Genomic DNA, 20,948 nt, shown 5'->3' with positions numbered 1-20,948 from the left:
GTAGTGCCGTCGCGTTGCCCGCGTTGCCCGCGTTGCGGACGTGGTCCCGTCGCCGCGCCCGTACGGCTCTCGTAAAGCCGGGAGGGACCGGGAGGCCGGTCTCCAACGGCCAGGGCCGGTCTCCAAGGGCTCAGGGCCGTCTCTAACGGCCCAGGGCCGCGAGCTCCTTCGCCGCCTCCGTGAGGTCCTTGGCGGTGTCGATGGCGCGCCAGTAGGCACCCTGCGGGATCGGGAAGCCGGACAGCCGGCGTTCGCGGGCAAGGCGGGGGAAGGTGGTGCGCTCGTGGTCGCCGCGCTCGGGGAGCATGTCGGTGAACTCGGGGGAGAAGACGTAGACGCCCGCGTTGATCTCGAACGTGGAGGGCGGGGCCTCGATGAAGTCCGTGATGTGACCGAAGCCGTCGGTCTTGACCGCGCCCCAAGGGATGCGGGGGCGGGCCAGCGCGAGAGTCGCGACCGCGTCGCGCTCGGCGTGGAAGTCCGCCATGTCGCGCAGCGAGAAACGGGTCCAGATGTCACCGTTCGTCGCGTACCAGGGCAGGTCCGGGTGCGGGAGGTGCGCCGCGGCGTACTTGAGGCCGCCGCCGCGGCCGAGGGGCTCCGTCTCGACGACCGTCGTGACGTTGAGCGGAAGGTCGGCCGAGTCCAGCCACTTCTGCAGGACGTCGGCGAGGTGACCGCAGGAGACGACGACGTCGGTCACGCCCTCCTCGGCGAGCCAGGTCAGCTGGTGGCCGATGATCGGCGTCCCGGTGCCGGGGATCTCGACCATCGGCTTGGGCCGGTCGTCGGTGTAGGGGCGCAGCCGGGAACCCTGGCCGCCGGCCAGGACGACGGCTTGAACGGGGCGCGACGCGGCGTTCGGATCGGTCATGCCCGAACTGTACGTGGCGCCCCGCACGCGGCTTCCTGCGGCAACCGTTCCTTAATCAGCTGTTACCGGGCGGTCCGGAATCGGCTGATTCGCGACGCTGTGGACCGGAAGACGCGCGATGCCGTGGGCGGCCGTGGTGGAGCGGGTCGAAGGCGCCGCCCATGACGCCGGACGTGAAAGGGGAGTGCCCCTCGGAGGGAGTTCTGGTCTCCGAGGGGTGCCGCGCCGGGGACGGGGGCGGTGACCTCAGAAATGGGTGGCCGCGACCCCCGAGGCGAACGCCGTGTCACAGACGGGCCGGGCGAAGGACTGGGCGCGGGTCGGTCCGTACGTACGGACCGCGGCGCGGCCCAGGGCGCGGGCGATGGAGGCGCAGTGCTTCGCGAGCGACGGACGGCCGTTCACCGCCTCCTGGAGGTGGGTGAGAGCCACGCCCGGGTTCTGCTCCTGGAGCTCCAGGAGCAGCTTGTCGCGCAGGACGTCCTGCGGGACGCGGGAGACGGCTCGGGTCGAGACGTCTTCGGAGGACGCGGTGAGCACCGAGCTCGAGGAATTCCCCGACCAGTTGACTCGGGTGACCGCGAGAGTCCCGGAGAGCACCAGGACGACAGGCAGAACGAGGGCGAGGGTGCGGCCGATCCGGCGGGCGGGGCCACGGCCACGCCGGGTCCGTTGGTTAGTGGTGGAGTGCTTCACGCGAGTGAGGGTAGCGCGGGGTGATGATTTGGCGACATTTAGTCACCGGTTCGGGGGACGGGGAAGTGGTGTTTTCTGGGCGCCGCGTTGACGTACGCATATCGAAATGCCCGGTCTGTCGCGGTATTTGTCGACAACGAAGAGGGCCCCGCAGCCTGCTGCGGGGCCCTCTTCGTCAACTTGGGTTGATTCAACCCTTACGGGGTGTGCGTTTCCGCCCGGATGACGCGGACGTCAGTCGGACAGGCGCTCGCCCGTCGAGGTGGAGAACACGTGGATCTCGCCCGGACGCGGCACGACGTGCAGCGTGGCGCCCTTGTCCGGGACCGAGCGGCCGCTGACGCGGACGACGAGGTCCGTCAACTTGTCGTCGACCTTCGCGGAGCCGTAGACGTAGCCGTCGGCGCCGAGCTCCTCGACGACGTTCACCGAGACGGCGAGACCGGCCGGGGCGTCCTCGGTGTCCTTCGACAGCGACTTGGCGGCCTCGCCGTTGTGCTCGACGACATCGAAGTGCTCGGGGCGCACGCCGACGGTGACCGTGCGGTCGCCCTTGTCGGCGGCGGCCGAGAGGGCCTCGCGGTTGACCGGGACGACGCTGTTGCCGAACTTCACGCCACCGTCGGTGATCGGGACCTCGACGAGGTTCATCGCCGGGGAGCCGATGAAGCCGGCGACGAAGAGGTTGGCCGGGCGGTCGTACATGTTGCGCGGCGAGTCGACCTGCTGGAGCAGGCCGTCCTTCAGCACGGCCACGCGGTCGCCCATGGTCATGGCCTCGACCTGGTCGTGGGTGACGTACACCGTGGTGATGCCGAGGCGGCGCTGGAGCGAGGCGATCTGCGTACGGGTGGAGACGCGGAGCTTGGCGTCGAGGTTCGACAGCGGCTCGTCCATGAGGAAGACCTGGGGCTCACGCACGATGGCGCGGCCCATGGCGACACGCTGGCGCTGACCGCCCGAGAGGGCCTTCGGCTTGCGGCCGAGGTACTCGGTGAGGTCGAGGATCTTCGCCGCGTCCTCGACCTTCTGGCGGATGTCGGCCTTGTTGACGCCGGCGATCTTGAGCGCGAAGCCCATGTTGTCGGCGACGGTCATGTGCGGGTAGAGCGCGTAGTTCTGGAACACCATCGCGATGTCCCGGTCCTTGGGCGGCAGGTGCGTGACGTCGCGGTCACCGATGCGGATGGCGCCGGCGTTCACGTCCTCGAGCCCCGCGAGCATGCGGAGCGAGGTGGACTTGCCGCAGCCGGAGGGACCGACGAGGACGAGGAACTCGCCGTCCTCGATGTCGATCTCCAGAGCATCGACGGCGGGCTTCTCGGAACCCGGGTAGATCCGGGTCGCCTTGTCGAACGAGACAGTGGCCATGGTGATGGGCCCCCTTCACCGGCAGGAACGTGCCGGACGATCCGTTGTAAAGGTGGTGATCCACTACGGAAACGCCCATAGTGGTGTAGTCCACATGAGTGAACCGGGTCAGGACGCTACCTGGCGTTCATGTGTTCTGTCAGCACCCGGGCACCGGTGAAGTTCGCGGAAACTCTCGACAGGGCTCCGTCGTGACGTGGGTACACTGCACGGGCACGCCCGCCCCGCGCGCGCGGCACGCCTCCTTAGCTCAGATGGCCAGAGCAACGCACTTGTAATGCGTAGGTCGTCGGTTCGAATCCGACAGGGGGCTCTGTGGAAGCCTCAGGACTCACTCGCCGTGACCTGGGGCTTTTGCTTTTCCGTGATCTCTTCGTGGTCTAAACCACTAGCCTTGTCGATCTTGAAAGTGTGTCGATGGGGCCCAAATGGGGCCCGCGCGGGGGGCGAGACTGGCTTCAGGCCCCGTCAGGCCGCCTCTTCGCCCTGGTCCTTGGACTTCTTCTTCGCCTTCTTCTTGGCCTTCTTCGCGTCCTTCTTCTCCTTCTCCCGGTATGCGGTGAGGAGGTCAAGGGACGCGGACGCAGTCGCGGCGTGCATCTCGGGCAGCACCGTCTGGTAGGTATCGGTCGTCATCCGCATTGAGGAGTGCCCGAGCATTGCCTGTACGGCCTTCGGGGCGACGCCGGCAGCAAGCGCCAGGCTTGCCGCCTCGTGGCGGCCGTCGTGCAGCCGGATCGGCGGCAGTCCGGACAACTGCACCAGTCGGTCCCACCGGTCAGAGAAGAACTGCGGGTGGTACACGGAGCCGTCTTCCTTGGTGAAGACCCGGTTTCCGGAGTTCTTCGCTGCTTTCTCGGCCTCCCACTCGGCGCGCTCGGCGCTCTGCTTCTTCTGCCACGCCTTGAGCAGCATCACCGAGTCTCGGTTCAGCTTGATGTCGCGGACGCTGTCGGCCTTCGGGTCGTCCTCGTGGACCTCGTACGAGATCGACACCAGCTGTTCGCTGATGTGGATGACCTCTTCGTTCAGGTCGATCTCGTCCCAGGTGAGCGCGGCCAGCTCGCCGCGGCGTAGGCCGTGGAAGAGCACCAGGTGCCAGGCGTGGAAATGCCGGTCGCCGACGATGAAGTCCAGGAACTCTGCCGTCTGCTTCAGGGGCCACACCATGACCGGGGACGGCTTCTCGCCAGTCCGCTTCCAGCGGGCCACCCGCGGGGCGGTCCACGCGAGGGCGCGCGGCTTGGTGACCTTCGGCAGGGTGAGGAACTGGGCGTAGTTCTTGGCAATCAGCTCTTCTTTGACGGCGGCGCCCAGAGCGGAGGACAGCGTTGCCTTGATGCTGAGCATCGTGGCCGGGCCGGTGCGCCGCTGCATCTTCTTGCGGGCGGCCTCGTAGTCGTTTCGGGCCTCTGTCCACATTCCTCGCAGGAGGGCTCGCTCTGACTTCTCGTCCGGTGTGGAGCGCGGAGCGTTGCGCCATGCCTGCGACCTGACGTCGGTCTTCGTGCGTAGCTCGTCGACGCGGGCGCGGTGCTCAGCGCGGCGCTCGTTGTCGGCAATGATCCAGTCGAAGATGCCCTGGCAGTGGCGGGCCCGTAGGTCGCGCATCTTCAGAGCGCCGAGGTGGGGGACTAAGTACAGCTCGATGTCCCGCGCGTACTCGTGGGCGGTGGTCCGCTTCAGCTCGGTCTTCTTGCTCTTGATCCAGCGCAGCAGGAACTCCGCGACGGTTTCGTCGGACAGCACGTTCACGCCGGCCTTGGAGGCCCGCCACACCTCCTCGCACTTGGCTGCGGCCTCTTCCTGGGTGCGAAAGCTGCCCTCGCGGGCGCGCTTGCGGTGGCCGTCACCGTCTCGCTCCAGGTCGATTTGGTAATACCACGAGCCGTGAGTGCGCTCTGTGAGTTTGGGGCAGTTCCGCTCCAGGTGGCCGATCTTCCGGGTGCCGTCGTCGTTGAAAATGGGCTTGCCGTCGTCGTCGAACAACGGACCTTTACAGGCGCACCTTTTATACGTCTTTTCCTCGAACACCGTGCCCTGGACCCTTCGCTAGGACGTCACTGTCGGTGCTCATTCTTCCCTAGTGGCCCCTTCGAGGGCTGATTGTTTTGCTTGCTCCGTGTATGGTGAGCGCGGGTTGGCGCGCGGGGAGAAACGCGACAACGAGATGGCAAGGACAGGCATTACGACGGTCCCTGATCAGCGCGGGATGAGCCTTGACGAGGTCTTGGCGCTACCTGCAACAGTCAACGTCGTGACCGCTGCCCGTGCGCTGGGTATCGGCCACAACAAGGCGTACGACTTGATCAAGTCCGGGCAGTTCCCCGTAAGGGTTCTGCCGATAGGCAACACGGTGCGAATCCCCACAGCAGCCCTGTGGGAGGCGCTGGGGGTCAGCTCGCTGCGGGGAGCCCTCGGCGGGCCGTCGAGTTGAAGGTGAGAACGGTGGCATGCCGCGGTTGTACGGGTTCGACAACCAGGCCCTGACGCGCGTTCGCGCGGATGAGCGCCAAGTCGTACGCGAGGCTGTGAGCCGCATCCGGGCCGGGCAATCGCAGGCTGAGGCCGCAGCGTGGATGAACGCTGAGGGACACCGCGGAACCATGGGCGGCGCGTGGACCAGCATGACGCTGGGCCGACTCCTGGACAACCCGGCGATCGCCGGACTGGAGCGCGCCCCTGAAGGTGGAGAGCTGGTCGAGACAGGCCGCGAGGCGCTGATCACCCCGGAGGAGTTCCGGGAGTTGCAGAAGCGCCCTGGCCGGCGTGGCAGCGTTCGCTCAGGCGAGAGCCGCGAGCCGGACAACGAATACCTACTGGCAAGCGGCGTCGCGGTGTGCGGCGAGTGCTCCACGCCGATGACGGGAGGGCGTACCAGCGCGGGCACGCCCTCCTACCGCTGTCAGACCAGCCGCGGAGGGTGCGGCAAAGTCCGCATAACCGCATCCCTGTTGGAAGACCACGTGGCCGAGCATCTTCTGGGTGAGCTGGCCCGCCCCGGATCGCGCGCTGTTCTGGAACAGGCCAGAGAGAGCGCCGAGGCTGAGGCGAAACAGCTGCGCGGGCGACAGGTCGCCCTGGAGGAATCCCGCGCCGAACTGGCCGCACCGTACGCGGCCCATGACCTCTCGCGGGACGCGTTCGTTGCGGCGGACAAACGCATCACCGAGGATCTGAAGGTAGTGCGATCCCGGCTGCGCTTTGTCGAGCAGGCCGCCAATGTGCCGTTGGGCGGGGTGGAGGACTTGGCACGCTGGTGGGAGCACGCGCCGTACAGCTCCAAACGGGCGCTGGTGCTGCTGCTGTTGGAAAAGATCGTTGTGCGTCCGGCGCGTGCCCGAGGGGTGCGCGACGTTGACGACCGGGTTGAGCTGAACTGGCGCGCTGCCGAAGCTGCTTGAGGCTGGACCGGCACCGCGCCGGGCGCTACGGCTTTACGTCGTGATCGGGTGAGGTCGGCCACCAGTAGATGACCTCGTTCATCGTCTCCACGTCGAGAGTCTTGCGCAGATCGCTCATCTGCTCGTTGGCCCAACTTGTGCTGATCCCGCACGCCTTCGCGGCCTGTTTCTGATTCTTGCCCAGGCACAGTTGGCGAAGGACGGCCCGCTGGGTGGGATTGGTATTCAGTGTTCCATCAGGATTGGCGCTGCCCCGGCCGCCGAGCCATGGGTCGGCGCCCTGCCAGAACAGGTCGAACACGGCGGCGATGAAGCCGCACACCAGATGGTCACGGACCAGGACCGCTTCTTCCGACGCGTCTACCTCGCTGTTGTGAACAGGGATGAACGCGGCCTGGGTGTCGTACATGACGATGCGTGGAAACGGCGTGTTGAGGGTGCGGATTTCTCCGCCGGCGGCAGCCATCTCGTGGGCCCAGTCGCCGACGTTGGCGACTCGGCGGACGGAGCTGTGGTAAAGCGTGCGGAGTGCCAGGCCGCGCGCGAGGGCTTGCGGGTCGCGGGTCCTGGAACGAGTTAGGTCGTCGGCTGTTCGCTGGCCGGGCTGGGCAGTTCGGACCACACTGCGAGCGGCGGCCGCCTGCTCGGAGATGCGTGTGTTGATGAGTTTCTTGCCGGTCAGGAGCTCCACCGAGCCGGTCGCGCGAGCTGCGTCGTAGTGATCGCGAAGCTGCAGCAGAAAGTCAGGCAAGGCGCCGACGTAGGCGGTTACTGAAGTCAGTTGCTGGTGTACCAGGTTGACCATATGCGCGTAGGTGTGGCGTGGCTCGACAGCGGCATATACGTCTGCCTCGTACGGGTGCGCGACGGCCAGGCCTACGTCGACAAGTTCTTCCAGGCCGACGGTTGTTGGAGCCAGCTTGTCTCCCGCGAGGATGCGTAAGTAAGTGTCTACGGCCTGAGGAGACAGATCAGGCAGCTTCGGTACTTGTGGCACCTTTCGAACCCCTGACAATGTCCAGTGGGCGAAACCCTGGGTATGGAAGGCTTGATGATCGCACAAAACCGCTACAGGGTGTTCGAATAAGGCGCACTAAATCAACGCGCGTCACCTTTTCGGGCAGGCCATCTGAAGGCTGTGGGACGCACGCCTGCCTGTCGACTCGGATACGAAGGGGAACCTTGCATGGTCGTTCGTCGTATTTTGCGGCTCGTGGCTTCTGGCGCGCTCGTGGCGATTGCTGGCCTGATCGTGGTCTCGATAGCCGAGGCGCCTGCTCAGGTGCGGGTGGTGGCCGAGGGCTCGGCTGATCTTCCGGTGGTAGCGGATCAGGGTCAAGGGGAGAGTGATGCCCTGAATCAGCTCGGAGATAGCTCCTGGTAAGAGGCCGAGGGTAGGCCGGTCAGGCATCTGGGAAGACGGGCCCAGGTCTCTGGTGCGGGGGTCTCTAGTTCTCTTTTGGGGGAAGTGCGGGAATCGGCGAGGGGTGGTGCACGCGAACCGATCGCGTGTGGTGAAAAGAAGGGCGCTCGCCGCCCAGTAGGGGAGGAAGTCACAGTGGCTGTCGATCCGGCACGCATCCGTCGGCGCATGCAAGAGGCCGAGGGATCGAACCGCCGCAGCCTGGGGGTGCGAGAGGCGCGGGTGGCGCTACGGGCGCTGGCCGTGGTCTTGGACGGGGGGCCGCACGAGAAACCAGGCCACGCAGGGGCGGCGCTGGAGCAGGCAAGCTGACCTGAACCCCCATACGTACAGAGGCGGGCGCATCCTTTGGCGCTCGCCTCTACGCATGCTCTGACCTGCGGTAATCGCCCCAAAAATACTTGCCACCACCGCTTGTGCAGCTACAATAAGAGCAGGAGGGGGAGAGGGACCCGCCCCACCCCACCAGGCCTCTTGGAGTGAAGCCGTGACGATCCAGTCCCTGCCCATCAGCGAGATTCACCGCAACGAGCGTCAGCCGCGCGAATACTTCGACCCCGCCGCTCTGCAGGAGCTCGCGGACAGCATCAAGCGGTTTGGCCTCATGCAGCCCATCGAGGTTCGCCCCATGCAGCCCTCCGAGGCCCGGGCGGACGGCGAAGTCCACGTCTACGAGATCGTCGCGGGCGAGCGTCGCTGGCGCGCCCACCAGCTCGCCGAGCTGACGCACATCAACTGCATCGTCTCCGCCGACGACCTGACCGGCCTGGAGCGTTTCAAGAGGTCGGTCGCCGAGAACCTCAACCGCGCCGATATGACGCCGATGGAGGAAGCCAGGGCGTTCCGACGGATCCTCGACGAAGGGGACGGTGTCGAGGCCGGCGTGGTCGCCAAGGAGTTCGGGAAGTCCACGCAGTACGTGAACCTGCGCCTGGCGCTGCTCGCCCTGACCGACGAAGTCCAGCAGCACGTCAACTCGGGCGCGATAGGCACCCAGGCCGCCGTGCAGATCGCGGCCCTGACGCCCGGCAACCAGGCGGCGGTCATGAAGAAGTGGGCCAAGGGTGCCTTCGCGGGCGACAACGAACTGGTGCACTTCGCCTACGCGTTGAAGCAGCAGCAGGGCCAGACCATCGCACTCCTTGTGGAGGACATGACCCCCGAGCAGCGCGAGGAACGGCAGCGCGAGCGCGTCACAGCGCGGAGGAACATCGACAAGATCGAGCAGGTGCTCGGCCTGCTGGAAGACCTCGGCAAGGCTGACCCGATGAAGCTCGCTCTGGCCCTGGAGGGCGAGGTCGGCAAGCGTATGGCGCAGATGGACCGCGTTGCCGACGCGGTAGCCAAGGCTCGGTGGAACCTGCGGCAGGTCAAGGCGCATGCCGAGGCCCGCGAGATCGCCCGCCTGAACCCCGACGCCGAGCACAAGAGCCTCGCGGCGCCGGTCGGGCCGGAGGCGCCGGTGGAGCCGCAGGTCCCGGTCGGGCCGGAGGCTTCGATCAGGCCGAAGCGAGCGGCCTCGGCCAAGCGGAAGGCTCCGGCCAAGCGTGCGGCTTCGACTGCGGTTTGACTGACTCGGCCCGCCCTGCCCGGGGCGGGCCGAGCTTGGCCCCAATTACCGAAGGGAACCCCTGTGAGCGATGCAACCGGCCGCCCTGACTGGACGAGCATGAAACCTGCCGACTTCGGCGCCCGTGCCAAGGAGGGCCAGGATGCGCTGTTCCTCGTCGACGAACCAGACGCCTGTGGCACCGACACCCTGGACGGTTACGGCTTCGGGGCTGTCCTGTGGGTCGACCGGCCTAGCTCCGCCCCGACCGACACCGACCCTCTCGTTGACTAACCGCACCCCGACTGTTGGCCGGCTGGAGCGTAACGACGACCGCAAGGTCACCTGTCTCGATCCCACAAGAGATGTGCCACAACACTCGAACGTGGTACGTTCTGTGCGCTGATCGGGAACGGCTGCAGTCGCGGGACCGGCCCGTCAGTAACGCCGTGGCATGCGGCATCCCCTCACGGTGTCTGGCGGGTGGCAACCCCCCCGCGCCCTGCCCGCCAGACACCGGCTCCGCCCATGCGGAGCCGCAAGGGATGCCGCCCCACGCACCCGCGAAATGGACCCGCTCAGCCACCCGGCCGGGCGGGTCCCCGCGTACCCAGGAGAAGACACATGACTGCGACCTACCGTGCCGACCATGCAGACGACCCCGAGCGGTACGAGCGGCTCATGCGCGAACGCTACGGACCGCTGGACAAGGTCATGGCCGAACGAAGCGGGCCCGGTTCGTCTGCCCGGAGACCGCCGATGGACCGGGCTACCCCCGACCCGGCGGCTGCGGAACACGTCGCTGAGCTCGAAAAGGCAATCTCGCAAGGCCCTGTCGGCCGACTCGGGCCCGCTGCACCCATAGAACAGCGCACCCCGCCAGTTCCCGGGATGACGTGGTGCAACGCGTGCGACGGCTGGTGCACGCAGCAAGGCATCTGCGGCTGCAACGACCGATAGGCGAGAAGCGTTGCGCTACTTCCACGATGGCGTCACCGGGCTTGAGTCCGGTGACCTCATCGCTCCATATGCTCCGAACACAGTCGAGGAACGCGATGTCCTCGACGCGGCCGAGCCGACAGTGCAGCGCCTGGTAGGCGAGCACGCCGAAGCCCTGGCCGCTGCCTACAGAGAACGCAACCACCTCGCCGCGTGGCTCGCTGCCCTCCATCCAAGCGTCATTGCGCCCGCACCCGACGCCGGTGACGGCTGGCATCGGCTGTTCCTGCGTGCCGGGGGCTGGCAGTTCACCTGGCCCGTCGCGCCCGCGGACCTGATGCTCTTCGACCACGTTCAGCGTGTCCCCGCCGGCGACGCCCGCGCTCGTTGGGACGGGCACACCACTGCGCAGAAGTACCTGCGCATTCGCACCCACGCAGCAGTGCTGTGCTTGTCCGACAGCACCAGCACTTGACGTGTGACCAGCGTCGTCGCGGCCCGCGCCAACAGCGGCTCGTGGCAACGCTGTTGCTTCTGCAGACACTCGGCAGCACCGCTACGGTTGGCAGCACAAGCCACCAACGAGACGGCCCCCGGCGGTGAGGACACACCAACCCGGGGGCCTGAGCAGCAGGAGAGTGAACCTCCCATGCCTGATCCGTACCGTACAGCGCCTGCGGCACCCGGCCGCACCAGGCCGACCAGAGTGCTGGTCACCGCCGTATTCCTCGCCGCGGTCGCCGCGTTCGAGTCTGTGGGCTTCCGCATGTCGTACGAGGCACTGCACCGCGTCGCAATCAGCAACGCCGTTCCTCAGCACAGCGCGTGGATGTTCCCTGTCCTCGTCGACGGCGGCATCGTCCTTGGCTCGGTCGGCGTCGTCCGAGCCCTGGCGGGCAACCGCTCCACCAGGCCGTACTGGACGGTCGCGATCGGGTTCACTCTCGTCAGTTGGGGCTTCAACGTCTCCAACGCCCCACGCACCGCTGGGGGGTGGGCGGTGGCCACCGTCGCACCGCTCGCCCAGATGATCGCCCTGGAGATGGGTATGCAAGAGCTGCGCGCACTGCTGCAGCAGCCCGTGACCGCACCACAGCATGCGCCAGCGTCTGCCCCGGCGGCACCGCCAGCAGCAGCACCGGAGGAAGATCTGGCAGTCCAAGAGAACAGCACTGGCCAGCAGCCGGAACAGCAGGTCGACGCCGAGCAGCAGCACCAGCCCGAGCCCGACCAGCAGGACGAGCCCACTGGCGACAGCGGGCAGCAGCGCCAGCAGCGGCATCGGCCCGCGCTGCAGCCGGACACCAGCAGACCATGGGCGGTGCTGTACGAGGAGTGCAGCACCGAGGAGCAGCGGATCGCCCTGACCCGCGAGGCGCTGCCGGAGCGGGCCAAGCTGACAGCGCCCCAGTGGGCCGTCGACATAGGCAAGGGCGAGACGCGGGCCCGGGACCTTTTGCGTGCGGCCCGCAAGCCTGCCGCTGACACGCAGCTGGAGCTGCTGGGCGCCTGATCCTCTAGTGTGGGCGGGCGTAGGGCGCGGGGGCACGCTCCTACACGAAGGACTCCTGCTGTGAGTGCTGCGCCCGCCCGCATCCCCGAGTCGCTGCTGCCGCTGGCCGTGCCGATCGGCGATCTGACCGAGTACTACCGCAACCCGCGCACCGGCGACGTCGATGCCATCGCCGAATCGCTCCGCGTCAACGGCCAGTACAAGGCCATCGTCATCAACCGCGGCACCCACACCGGCCGTCCAAACGAGATCCTGGCAGGCAACCACACCTGGGCCGCAGCCAAGCAGCTCGGCTGGCAGCAGATCGCGGCGACGTTCATCGACGTGACCGACGAGGACGCCGCCCGCATCGTCGTCGTCGATAACCGCACCTCCGACCTCGCCGGGTACGACAGTGATCTGCTGGCCGACATCCTGGAAGAGCTGCCCGACCTCGACGGCACCGGCTACGACCAGAATGCCCTGGACAAGCTGCTCGACAGCCGGGCCCTGCCCGACACGATCGACCTGCCCTCCGACGGCGCGGGAACCGGGTCCATGGCCAAGCTGGAGTACCTGCAGTGGGGCTACCTGCAGTGGTCCACCATCCGCGTGCAGATCACCGCAGCCGAGGTGGAAACCCTCAACGCCATCTACGAGCGGTACCTCACCGAGTCCCGCTCTGACCTCGGCTTCGGCTGGCACCTGCTGCAGGAGGCCCACACCGAGACCGCCGAGGCTCCGGCCGTCGGTGTGGAAGCGGCCTCGGGCCAGGACAGCCCCGCGGACGGCGCCGGCGGAGCCAGCGACGAGGGCCGGGAGGACGAGGACGCATGAGTGCCCCCACCACGACGTTCTACGAGGCGTACCCGCTCAAGAACCTGCGCCCCGCCGACTACAACCCGCGCCACCTGTCCGAGGAAGCCTTCGAGCGGCTGAGGGCATCTATCCGTCGGCACGGCATCGTAAAGCCGGTCATCCTCAACGCTGACGGGACGCTGGTCGCAGGCCACCAGAGAACCAAAGCAATGACCGCGCTCGGAATGACGCACACCCCTGCCGTCATGCTCGGCACCAAGGTCCGCCTGAGTGACGAGATCCAGTTCAACCTCCTGCACAACAGGGTGGAGACCGAGGCGAGCGTTGTGTACGCCCAGCCCGGGTCCTTCGGCGAGTGGTCATGGATCCCGTGGCAGACGATCGAGGTCGCCGAGTCCCGCAACAAGCCGTTCCAGCAGGCGATCTCGTTCATGACCGGCGGACACGGAGCGTGGGGCAGCGTCGTCATCGACGACCAAGGCCGCATTGCCCTCAACGCCGAGTACGCGGTCGTCGCCGCGAAGAACCACTTCGACGTCCTCGCCTGGACCTGCCCATCCCTGGACGCCGCCCAGCTGGTCGCCGACCTCACCGGCGAGTACGGCGTGTATGACTGGACCGGCCTGGAAGAGCAGGCGCCGGTCTACAACCAGCACATCGTGCAGCCCAAGCGGCTGCGCCAATACACCTCGCTGCGCAAGCAGGGGAAGCTGGCGTACAAGAGTGAGGTGTGGGAGAAGCTGGTACTCCCGCGGCTGCGGAAGCGCCCCGACATGCGAGTGGTCGACTTCGGCGCCGGCCACGGCGACTACGCCAAGAAGCTGCGCCCCGAGGGCTACCTCATCGACGACTACGAGCCCTACAGAACCACCCCCGGGAAGTACGCCGTCGACATCAAGGGCGTCGTGTCGATGGTCCGCACCATCGAGACGGGGCTGCGCGAGCACGGCCTGTACGACGTGGTCGTCCTCGACTCGGTCATCAACGCCACCACGTCGCTGGACTACCAGCACTGGGTCCTCACTGCGGTAAATGCGCTGTGCGCGGCCGACGGCACGGTGTGCATCGGCACCCGCAACCTGCTGGCCGAGCAGGCATTCGAGAAGTCGCAGCACTCCACGAGCAGGGAATCCTCACGTCTGACGTTCCTCGACTCCGAGCACGTCGACATGCGGTTCATGCAGGGCAAGTGGATGAGGATCCGTTTCCACACCCCTGAGTCGCTGGCCGAACTCCTGCAGGCGTACTTCGGGGAAGTGACCGTCGCCGGCCGCTCCAACGCAACGCTGCGCGCCGTGTGCAGAAACCCCATCAGGCTTTCCGACCTCGATTATGAGAAAGCCCTCGATGAAGAATTCAATATGCCCTATCCGAACGAATTCAGGCATGGTCGCCATAAGCGGCTCGTGGAAAATTTGGTAAAATTGGTTAAAGAAAGGGAAGTTCCCTAGGTCTCATGCAGAGGGGGGATCCGAGTAATGCAAAAGCCGCCCGTGAGGGTCGGATTAACCACAACCGCGCCATACCTGATCATGTGGTTGGTTGGGGTTCGTAACGTCAACCTCGAAAAGCACTGCCTGGAGTCGTTCGGGGTGCCAGACCGCTACCCGGTCAACCCGCGGGCGCCCCGCCAAAGCGTCACACTGCCGGCGGAGAACCCGCCCCTTGCCTGGTATACGTGTGCCCTCCCTCATCCCTGGGATTGGTCGAGCAACGCGCACCTGGCTTTCGAGTATGCCGAGGGAAACCAATGGGAAGGTCCCGCCCTCGTGCGCGGTCTTCAGGTGACTCTCGAAAACGCCCGCCCTATCTTCGGATGGGGCGAGCAGTCGATACCCGGCTTCGCTGAGAGGCGCGGCCAGTACCTGTACCGAACATGCCGAAACTGGCAGTTCGCCTGGTGGCTGCGCTCGAACCGCGACGCGCCAGACGTTCCGCCCATGCCGCCCGAGCCGCCCGCCGACCACCCGGACCAGCTCACACTCATGTGACGCCCGGAGGCGGGGCGGCAGTGCGCCGCCCCGCTTCCGCGCCCAACTCGCGCGTGAAGGTCGCGACGGCCTGTCCGTCGGTGCCATACGGAATCATGTGGGTGGGGCGCGGGGGCGCAACCGGAAGGATCGCCGCCCCGTGGGACGCCCCGATAAGGCCACCCGCGCCGCCATAACGCAGCGTCGCGCGGACGCCATCGACCTACGCCTTGCCGGCGTGGACTGGCTCACCGTGGGCCGCAAGCTCGCCGCAGACCCCGGCATCAACTCCGACCGGATTGCCTACCCCCAGGGCTACGGCATCGAACGGTACAAAAAGGGTCAAGAGCCGCCCGGTGATGAACAGCTGATAAACGCCGCCTGTAAGGACGTACGGCAGGCTCTGAAGGAGCGCACCACCGAGCAGGACGAGAAGGCCGACGAGCTGCGCGCGGTGGAGAACCTGCGCCTGGACCGCTTGTTCTTCGTCGCCTACCGGCAGGCCGTCAAGGACGGTGACCTGCCTGCCATCGACCGCGCCCTGCGCATCATGGAGCGCCGCGCTCGCATGAACGGCCTCGACAAGCCAGCCAAGACTGAGATCGTCACGCCTCCCAGCTCGGACAGCGAGCTCACCGTCATCGCACTCGACGAGCTCGAAGCCCTCATCGGTATATCGGAGGAGGCCGCGAGTGGCTCGGACGAGTAGTAGCGAGCGTGAAGCCAAGGCGCTGGCCGCCTATCGCAGCAGACCGCCGGCGGTGCGCCGCGCCCTGGCGGCGAAAGCCTCCCCCGAACTGCGTGCCCAACTCGCCCGCATCGAACGCTCCATCGCCATGGATGCGTCGCCGGGGGCGCTCGCTGCAGTCCTCACGGAACGCCGTGAGATGCAGGCTCGCCACCTCCACCTCATAGACCAGGCGTGGATCGACATGGCCGAGGGCCGGGCCGACCGCGTCATGATCACGATGCCGCCGCGTCACGGCAAGTCGCGCCGGGCCTCTCGCTGGGCACCCCTGTGGTACCTGCGCCAGCACCCTGACCGTCGCGTCATGATCGCCTCCTACTCAGGAGACCTCGCCGAGGAACACTCCCGGTGGATCCGCGACGCCATCGAGACATGGGGCGACGAACTCGGCATCCACCTCAACCCGTCCAGCCGCGCGGCAATGCGCTTCGACATCCAAGGCCACCAAGGCGGCCTCGTCGCCGCGGGCATCGGCGGCAGCCTCACCGGTAAGGGCGCCACCATCGCCCTCGTCGACGACCCCGTACAGGACATGGCCTCCGCCGACTCCCCGAACATGCGCCGCAAAACGTGGGAATGGTGGCAGTCGGTGCTCCAGACCCGCCTGGAGCCCGACGGCGCGATCTGCGTCATCCAGACCCGCTGGAACGAAGACGATCTCGCCGGCCGGATCCTCGCCGACGCACAGGCCAACGAGTGGCACGTCATCGACCTGCCCGCGCTCGCCGACTCACCCAACGATCCCCTTGGCCGCGAGTTGGACGAGCCGCTGTGGCCCGAACGCTTCGGCGCCGATCATCATGCCGTCACCCGCCGCCGTGTGGGAGAACGCGTGTGGGCAGCCCTCTACCAGCAAAAGCCGCGCCCCCCAGAGGGCGGCGTATGGCAGCGCGCCTGGATCACGGACCACCGCATCACCACCGTCGAGTTCGGTGGCCTCGATATGGCCCGCATCATCGTCGCCGTCGACCCCGCTGGCGGAGAGTCCGCCGTGGGTGACGAGACCGGGATCATCGGAGCCGCCCGCGGCTTCGACGGCCACCTGTACGTCCTCGAGGACCGTTCCGCATCCATGGGCGCCAACGACTGGGGCCTCACAGCGTGCCGCCTCGCGATGTCCCTCACGGCCGACGCCATCGTGGTGGAGTCCAACTACGGCGGCGACATGGCCCGGCAAGTCCTCTCCCAAGCCTGGGAACAGCTGCGCCGCGACGGCACCACCGGCGGACAGCTGATGCCCCGCGTCCTCGAAGTCACCGCCAAGGTCGGCAAACGCCTACGCGCCGAACCTATCGCCCAGCTGTACGAGCAAGGCCTCATCCACCATGTTGGCGCCCACGTCGCCCTGGAGGACCAGATGGTCACCTGGGTCGTTGGAATGGACTCCCCTGACCGGATGGACGCCGCCGTCCACGGACTGACCGAACTCGCTGACCCTGACCAGCTCGCCGCTGTCGCCGGACACATCCACGACGACCGCCTCGGCGGACGCCGATGACCCCCGGAAACGGCCCCATAAAGCCCAACGGCCCTTCCAGGTGCGGCTGTTACCCTCTTGGCCCATGTTGACCAGGGGGAAAGTCGCCGCCGCAGCAGTCGTGTGCGCGGCCGTCGTCGCCGGCGCGGTCCTGCTGTGGCCCACCTCGGATGAGGCGCCCGCAACGCCCACCTCGGATCAGATCAAAGCCTCCGCGCAGGCCCGCCTGGACGCCTCGCTCAAGGCAGGTCGCGCCGCCAGGGCGAACATCCGGGCCGTGGGCAAGACGCCGAACGGCAAGCAGTGCCAGGCCGCGTGGGACAACCTGTTGGACTCAGAGCAGCGTGACCAGAGGTATGCGATGTGGATGCTCGGGTGCGCCGACACGGCCACTCCGTAGCAGCACGGCTCGCGGTGCACGATGCTCGTGATCGGCTGGACGAAACTCCCAACCGGTGGGGCAGGGTGCCGTAGTAACCTGCGCCCATTGCTCAAACTAGGACGCTGGGGGACAGCACGTGACCGATCGGACCATCGCGCCGGAGGGAATGCCACGGCCTAGCGGCGAGCACGGCCAAGCTCTTCTCGACCTGGTCTGGCAGTACTTCGCCGACTCGCTTTGCTGGCCGACCTTCGACTACGTCGATCGGAAGCTTTATGCGTCCGGTCTGAAGTTCGAGGAGGCCGTGCAACAGTTGTGCCCTGCGCTGCTACGGGGTGTGGACGCTGGCCTGTGGCGGCTTCCGCAGAGTGCGACAGAGCTGTCTCTAACGGTTGCTGGCGCTGCGAACTGCACCAGAAGCGCGTTTCTTATCGACATCTTCCTCACCATGGTGCGCAGAGCAGCATCGATCGAGCCCCATTTTGTGCCCGAGGAGCCTGGTGTGCTGCCCGAGTTGCGGCCCAACGACGTGGAAGATCTGATGCCGGCCCAGGTCGAGTTGCCGAGCATTGTCAATCGGGACTTGGTGGCCAAGCAGGTTTTGTTCACCAGCTACGCGCTCGGGCGGTACGAGCCCTGCTTTCGCGGGGGCAATCACGCTACGGACACCTACGACTGGAAGCTGGCCTTCGATCGGGACATTCGACCGTTCGCTGACGTGCGACAGGTAGATGAGTACTGGCGCATCCGTGAGCAGGTGCTGGGGCCGACGCGGGTTGAGGCCGACAACACGCTCTTCCATAAAAGCCCGGTTCCTGATGTCGCTCCGATGCCGAAGGCCATACCGGACGTCCTGGTCGCGGACGTGGACGCGGCGGAGGCCATGCACGTCACCTGCATGCTGCATCCGCTGATCGCGGATGTCGTGGCCGAGCGGTTCAGCAGCGGCTTCTTCGTCGATGCGGTGGCTCGCGCGTTCCAGGCGGTGGAGCATCGAGTGCAGACGCTGGTCGGTGTCAGCGAGATCGGTGAGAGGCTCATGGGTATTGCCTTTGGTGCTAAGCCGGGTCCTCCGCAACTCACGGTGACCCGGTCCACGGGCAGTTCGCTGGAGAGCGAGCAGAACGGCATGCAGTTCCTCTTCAAGGGCGCGACGGCCGCGCTGCGCAACCCTCGAATGCACGGGCCGGACGCGAAGGATGCCCGTGATGAGGCCGAGGAGATGCTGGTGTTCGCCAGTTTCCTCATGCGGCGTCTCGATATCGAGGACGACAAGCGCAAGGCCGCCGCGGCGGGTCCGTGATCGCACGCCGCATCTAAGCTGGATGCGGGCGCGGGGCCCGGTCGCCTGGAGGGGCACCCGTGAGGCACCTGCGTGAACTGCTCATCGACGCCTGGTCGTGGCTCAACTACAAGCAGGCGATGGCTCACCCCAGCAGGCCGGGCCCCCATGCGTTCCCCGAGCTGAACAACTCGTGGGTACCCGCCGAGGACCTGCGCCGCTTGGCGGCCTACAAGTTCTTGGCCGCCTACGACTCCAACCAGGCCGGGCAGCTCGCCTCCGTCACCGGTGATGACCATCACGGCGTGGAGCGCCGCGAGTTGGGCGATCCGTCCAAGCTGATCGACACCACCCTCAGTTATCTGCTGGGCGCGGAGCAGACCATCGTGGTGCCCGGAGCCGAGCGACCCGACCAGGCAGGCGAGCAGCCGACCCCGGAGGCCAAAGCGGCTGCTGACCTGCAGGACAAGCTGCGCTCCTGGGCGGACAAGGAGTTGCTGCCGCTGCGCATCCAGCAGGCCGAACGGTGCGCGGTGCGTAGCGGCGACGGCGTCTACACCCTGGCGTGGGAGCCGTCCAAGCGGCGCGTGCTGCTGCGCACATACGACCCGGGCTGGTACTTCCCCGAGTGGGACGAGGGTGAGCAGGACGCCCAGGAGTACCCGCAGCGGGTGCACTTCGCGTGGGAGCTGTCCGCCGACCCGGTGCGCGGCCTCAAGGACCGCGTGCGGCGCATCACCTACGAGCTCGGCCCGATTGGGCCCGCCACAGCGCCTGGCCAGACCAGTGACGGCCGTGCAATCCGCGAGCAGGTAGCCGGCGCGGACGGCGACCCTGCGCTGATTGTCGGAGACACCCTCGACGCGCTCACCGGCACAGTGACCCGCACCTACCCGTGGGCGCCGGGCAAACCGTCGTCGACGACGTGCTATCTGACCGACGCCGAATGGCTGCTGGAAGACCTTGGCTCCGCGCACGACGTGTTCAGTCTGCCCGTCAACAAGGCCGCCTACAGGGTGCGCTCCGACGGACAAGTCCTCGACCGGCTCGACCTGATGGTGGACTTCATCCCGGTCGTGCACGTCCCCAACTCGATCCCCGACGTCGGCGAACACTGGGGCAAGCCCACGCTGGCGACCGTTCTGCAGCTGATGGACGAGCTGCAGGCCACCGACACCGACAGCGCGTCCGCGTCGTCGACCACGGGCACACCGATCGTGGCTCTCGCCGGGGCACGGTTGCCCATTGACCGCTCCACCGGCCAGCCGCTGCCGGTGCGCGTGGAGGCAGGGACGGTGTGGCAGCTGTCCGACAACGGCCGCATGGACGCCCTGGACACCTCGGCACAGCTCGCCGAGCTCCGCCAGCGCGTTGACCACCTGCTTGACCGGCTGGCCTCCAACACTCGGCTGACCACGGCCGGGCTTGGCACCCTCGATGTGGCCAAGGTGCCATCCGGGTACGCTCTGCAGCTCGCGCTCGGCCCGCTCGACTCCCTCGTCGGCGGGATGCGCCTGGCCCGCGATCACAAGTACCAGCTGCTGCTACGCCTGGTGCAGCGCCTGCACCAGGCCGGGCAGGAGTGGCCCGCCGGCGAGTCGCTGCCTGCCCGACTGGCGTGGGGTGCGCACACCCCCACCGACCGGACGACCGTCCTCAACGACGTCACCGCAGGCTACGCGGCGAACGTGTTCTCCCTGGAGACCGCGGTCCGCATGCTGCAGGAGGCCGGTTATCCGATCGAGGACGTCGCCGAGGAAATCGAACGCATCCAGAAGCGGGCCTTCGACCAGGCCGCCCGACTCGCCGATGCGACCGGCGACAACTCGGTCGTACGCAAATACCTGGGTCTGTCAGAGGCGGATCCGATACCCACAGTGCCGCTCGCTGCCCCGGCAGCACCTGACCTCTCGCAGTGAACGTTGAGCTTCTCACCGAACATTGAGTGCTGAACTGCGGTCGCGGGCCAGCTTGACCCCGGCTACGGTCGATATTGGACGGCCATGATCCGCTAATGGTCTGGAGGATCACATGGTCGGGGAGACCCTTGGCAAGATCGGCTTCTGGCTCGTACGGAAAGCCTGGTGGGTCCTCTGCGTGATCGTCGTGCTGTTCATCATCAACTTGATCTGGGGACCTGGCTGGCCCGACACCTGGGAGATCCTGGTCGGACGCAAGACCGCCGTAGGCGCTCCGCTTCCCGGATTGTCATGGCCGCTCTCCATCGTCGGATGGGCCGTCGTACCAGCCTTCATCGGTGGAGTAGCGGCTTTCGTCATCGCAGAACAGGCTGGCAAGCGTCGGTCGGGAAAGCCAGCACGTGAAGAGGCCCTCAACATGCGACGGGGTGGGCCGCAATGAATCCCTTCGACGAGATCCGGCCCCTCAAGGTCCTGGCGCTGGGTCCGACCAAAGCCTTTGTCGATCTCATCGTTGCCGTCCACGACGACGATGAGATTGCAGCTGAGCAGTGTTGGCACGAGACCGTCGACCACTTCCTCAGCGTGCCCCCCGACATAGAT

Annotated in this window: 19 protein-coding genes and 1 tRNA gene; 15 read left to right on the top strand and 5 right to left on the bottom strand. The window is 66.9% G+C overall.

All coding sequences use genetic code 11. The features are described 5' to 3' along the window. Window positions 1–142: 142 nt before the first annotated feature. The 3 genes from ACFYW8_RS11035 to ACFYW8_RS11025 all read right to left on the bottom strand — a co-directional run bounded on the left by ACFYW8_RS11035 (window position 143) and on the right by ACFYW8_RS11025 (window position 2,941). Window positions 143–874 carry a nucleotidyltransferase family protein gene (locus ACFYW8_RS11035; protein ID WP_261702030.1) on the bottom strand — a complete coding sequence of 244 codons (732 nt, stop codon included), beginning with the start codon at window positions 872–874 and terminating at the stop codon, window positions 143–145. 246 nt (window positions 875–1,120) lie between these two features. Further along, window positions 1,121–1,570, bottom strand: coding sequence for a hypothetical protein (locus ACFYW8_RS11030; RefSeq protein ID WP_365871383.1), 450 nt, complete (start codon window positions 1,568–1,570; stop codon window positions 1,121–1,123). Between the two features lie 234 nt (window positions 1,571–1,804). Continuing rightward, window positions 1,805–2,941 (bottom strand): sn-glycerol-3-phosphate ABC transporter ATP-binding protein UgpC, encoded by a 1,137-nt coding sequence (locus ACFYW8_RS11025; protein WP_365871385.1) that lies wholly within the window; start codon window positions 2,939–2,941, stop codon window positions 1,805–1,807. A gap of 239 nt (window positions 2,942–3,180) precedes the next feature. Between ACFYW8_RS11025 and ACFYW8_RS11020 the strand changes: the two genes are divergently transcribed. Then, window positions 3,181–3,254 (top strand) — tRNA-Thr (locus tag ACFYW8_RS11020). Between the two features lie 155 nt (window positions 3,255–3,409). Here ACFYW8_RS11020 and ACFYW8_RS11015 read toward each other — a convergent pair. Further along, window positions 3,410–4,930 (bottom strand): site-specific integrase, encoded by a 1,521-nt coding sequence (locus ACFYW8_RS11015; RefSeq protein ID WP_389070684.1) that lies wholly within the window; start codon window positions 4,928–4,930, stop codon window positions 3,410–3,412. Window positions 4,931–5,198: 268 nt separating this feature from the next. Between ACFYW8_RS11015 and ACFYW8_RS11010 the strand changes: the two genes are divergently transcribed. Both ACFYW8_RS11010 and ACFYW8_RS11005 read left to right on the top strand, forming a co-directional pair. Beyond that, window positions 5,199–5,378 (top strand): helix-turn-helix domain-containing protein, encoded by a 180-nt coding sequence (locus tag ACFYW8_RS11010; RefSeq protein WP_389070681.1) that lies wholly within the window; start codon window positions 5,199–5,201, stop codon window positions 5,376–5,378. Between the two features lie 16 nt (window positions 5,379–5,394). Further along, window positions 5,395–6,345 carry a recombinase family protein gene (locus ACFYW8_RS11005; RefSeq protein WP_389070677.1) on the top strand — a complete coding sequence of 317 codons (951 nt, stop codon included), beginning with the start codon at window positions 5,395–5,397 and terminating at the stop codon, window positions 6,343–6,345. 25 nt (window positions 6,346–6,370) lie between these two features. Here the strand turns inward: ACFYW8_RS11005 and ACFYW8_RS11000 are convergent, their stop codons facing one another. Further along, window positions 6,371–7,342, bottom strand: coding sequence for a hypothetical protein (locus tag ACFYW8_RS11000; protein WP_389070671.1), 972 nt, complete (start codon window positions 7,340–7,342; stop codon window positions 6,371–6,373). A 913-nt stretch (window positions 7,343–8,255) separates the two neighbouring features. On the opposite strand from ACFYW8_RS11000, the gene ACFYW8_RS10995 reads away from it, so the two are divergent. The 12 genes from ACFYW8_RS10995 (at window position 8,256) to ACFYW8_RS10940 (ending at window position 20,787) form a co-directional block, all read left to right on the top strand. Continuing rightward, window positions 8,256–9,338, top strand: a complete 1,083-nt coding sequence (locus ACFYW8_RS10995) for a ParB/RepB/Spo0J family partition protein (protein ID WP_389070667.1) — start codon at window positions 8,256–8,258, stop codon at window positions 9,336–9,338. Window positions 9,339–9,401: 63 nt separating this feature from the next. Then, complete coding sequence (locus tag ACFYW8_RS10990) at window positions 9,402–9,611, top strand: hypothetical protein (protein ID WP_389070664.1); 210 nt, start codon at window positions 9,402–9,404, stop codon at window positions 9,609–9,611. A gap of 676 nt (window positions 9,612–10,287) precedes the next feature. After that, window positions 10,288–10,731: a hypothetical protein gene (locus ACFYW8_RS10985; protein ID WP_389070662.1), complete on the top strand. Its 444-nt coding sequence runs from the start codon at window positions 10,288–10,290 to the stop codon at window positions 10,729–10,731. Window positions 10,732–10,905: 174 nt separating this feature from the next. Further along, window positions 10,906–11,769 carry a DUF2637 domain-containing protein gene (locus ACFYW8_RS10980; protein ID WP_389070659.1) on the top strand — a complete coding sequence of 288 codons (864 nt, stop codon included), beginning with the start codon at window positions 10,906–10,908 and terminating at the stop codon, window positions 11,767–11,769. 60 nt (window positions 11,770–11,829) lie between these two features. Next, entirely contained in the window at window positions 11,830–12,585 is a 756-nt protein-coding gene (locus ACFYW8_RS10975; protein WP_389070654.1) for a ParB N-terminal domain-containing protein, read from the top strand. Continuing rightward, the gene (locus tag ACFYW8_RS10970) at window positions 12,582–14,018 is read left to right on the top strand and encodes a ParB N-terminal domain-containing protein (RefSeq protein ID WP_389070651.1); all 1,437 of its coding nucleotides are present in this window, start codon (window positions 12,582–12,584) and stop codon (window positions 14,016–14,018) included. Before ACFYW8_RS10975 ends, ACFYW8_RS10970 begins: the two co-directional genes overlap by 4 nt. A gap of 679 nt (window positions 14,019–14,697) precedes the next feature. Beyond that, window positions 14,698–15,246 carry a hypothetical protein gene (locus ACFYW8_RS10965; RefSeq protein ID WP_389070648.1) on the top strand — a complete coding sequence of 183 codons (549 nt, stop codon included), beginning with the start codon at window positions 14,698–14,700 and terminating at the stop codon, window positions 15,244–15,246. Next, a complete protein-coding gene (locus ACFYW8_RS10960; protein WP_389070644.1) occupies window positions 15,230–16,783 on the top strand; it encodes a terminase large subunit domain-containing protein in 1,554 nt (517 codons plus the stop codon). Before ACFYW8_RS10965 ends, ACFYW8_RS10960 begins: the two co-directional genes overlap by 17 nt. 64 nt (window positions 16,784–16,847) lie before the next feature. Then, window positions 16,848–17,162, top strand: a complete 315-nt coding sequence (locus ACFYW8_RS10955; protein ID WP_389070640.1) for a hypothetical protein — start codon at window positions 16,848–16,850, stop codon at window positions 17,160–17,162. A 118-nt stretch (window positions 17,163–17,280) separates the two neighbouring features. Beyond that, a complete protein-coding gene (locus ACFYW8_RS10950; RefSeq protein WP_389070636.1) occupies window positions 17,281–18,447 on the top strand; it encodes a TIGR02391 family protein in 1,167 nt (388 codons plus the stop codon). A 59-nt stretch (window positions 18,448–18,506) separates the two neighbouring features. Beyond that, a complete protein-coding gene (locus ACFYW8_RS10945; protein WP_389070632.1) occupies window positions 18,507–20,345 on the top strand; it encodes a hypothetical protein in 1,839 nt (612 codons plus the stop codon). 112 nt (window positions 20,346–20,457) lie between these two features. Further along, on the top strand, window positions 20,458–20,787 hold the full coding sequence (locus tag ACFYW8_RS10940) for a DUF6313 family protein (RefSeq protein WP_389070629.1): 330 nt from the start codon (window positions 20,458–20,460) through the stop codon (window positions 20,785–20,787). The last annotated feature ends 161 nt before the right edge of the window (window positions 20,788–20,948 follow it).

Source organism: Streptomyces sp. NPDC002742, assembly GCF_042888885.1.
GTDB lineage: Bacteria > Actinomycetota > Actinomycetes > Streptomycetales > Streptomycetaceae > Streptomyces.
The sequence above is the reverse complement of the archived record's forward strand: the minus strand, read 5'-3'. Positions and strand labels throughout refer to the sequence as shown.

Coding starts and splice junctions, on each gene's coding strand:
- ACFYW8_RS11035 (WP_261702030.1), bottom strand. CDS start 874: ATGACCGATCCGAACGCCGCGTCGCGCCCCGTTCAAGCCGTCGTCCTG.
- ACFYW8_RS11025 (WP_365871385.1), bottom strand. CDS start 2,941: ATGGCCACTGTCTCGTTCGACAAGGCGACCCGGATCTACCCGGGTTCC.
- ACFYW8_RS11005 (WP_389070677.1), top strand. CDS start 5,395: ATGCCGCGGTTGTACGGGTTCGACAACCAGGCCCTGACGCGCGTTCGC.
- ACFYW8_RS10980 (WP_389070659.1), top strand. CDS start 10,906: ATGCCTGATCCGTACCGTACAGCGCCTGCGGCACCCGGCCGCACCAGG.
- ACFYW8_RS10970 (WP_389070651.1), top strand. CDS start 12,582: ATGAGTGCCCCCACCACGACGTTCTACGAGGCGTACCCGCTCAAGAAC.
- ACFYW8_RS10955 (WP_389070640.1), top strand. CDS start 16,848: ATGTTGACCAGGGGGAAAGTCGCCGCCGCAGCAGTCGTGTGCGCGGCC.
- ACFYW8_RS10940 (WP_389070629.1), top strand. CDS start 20,458: ATGGTCGGGGAGACCCTTGGCAAGATCGGCTTCTGGCTCGTACGGAAA.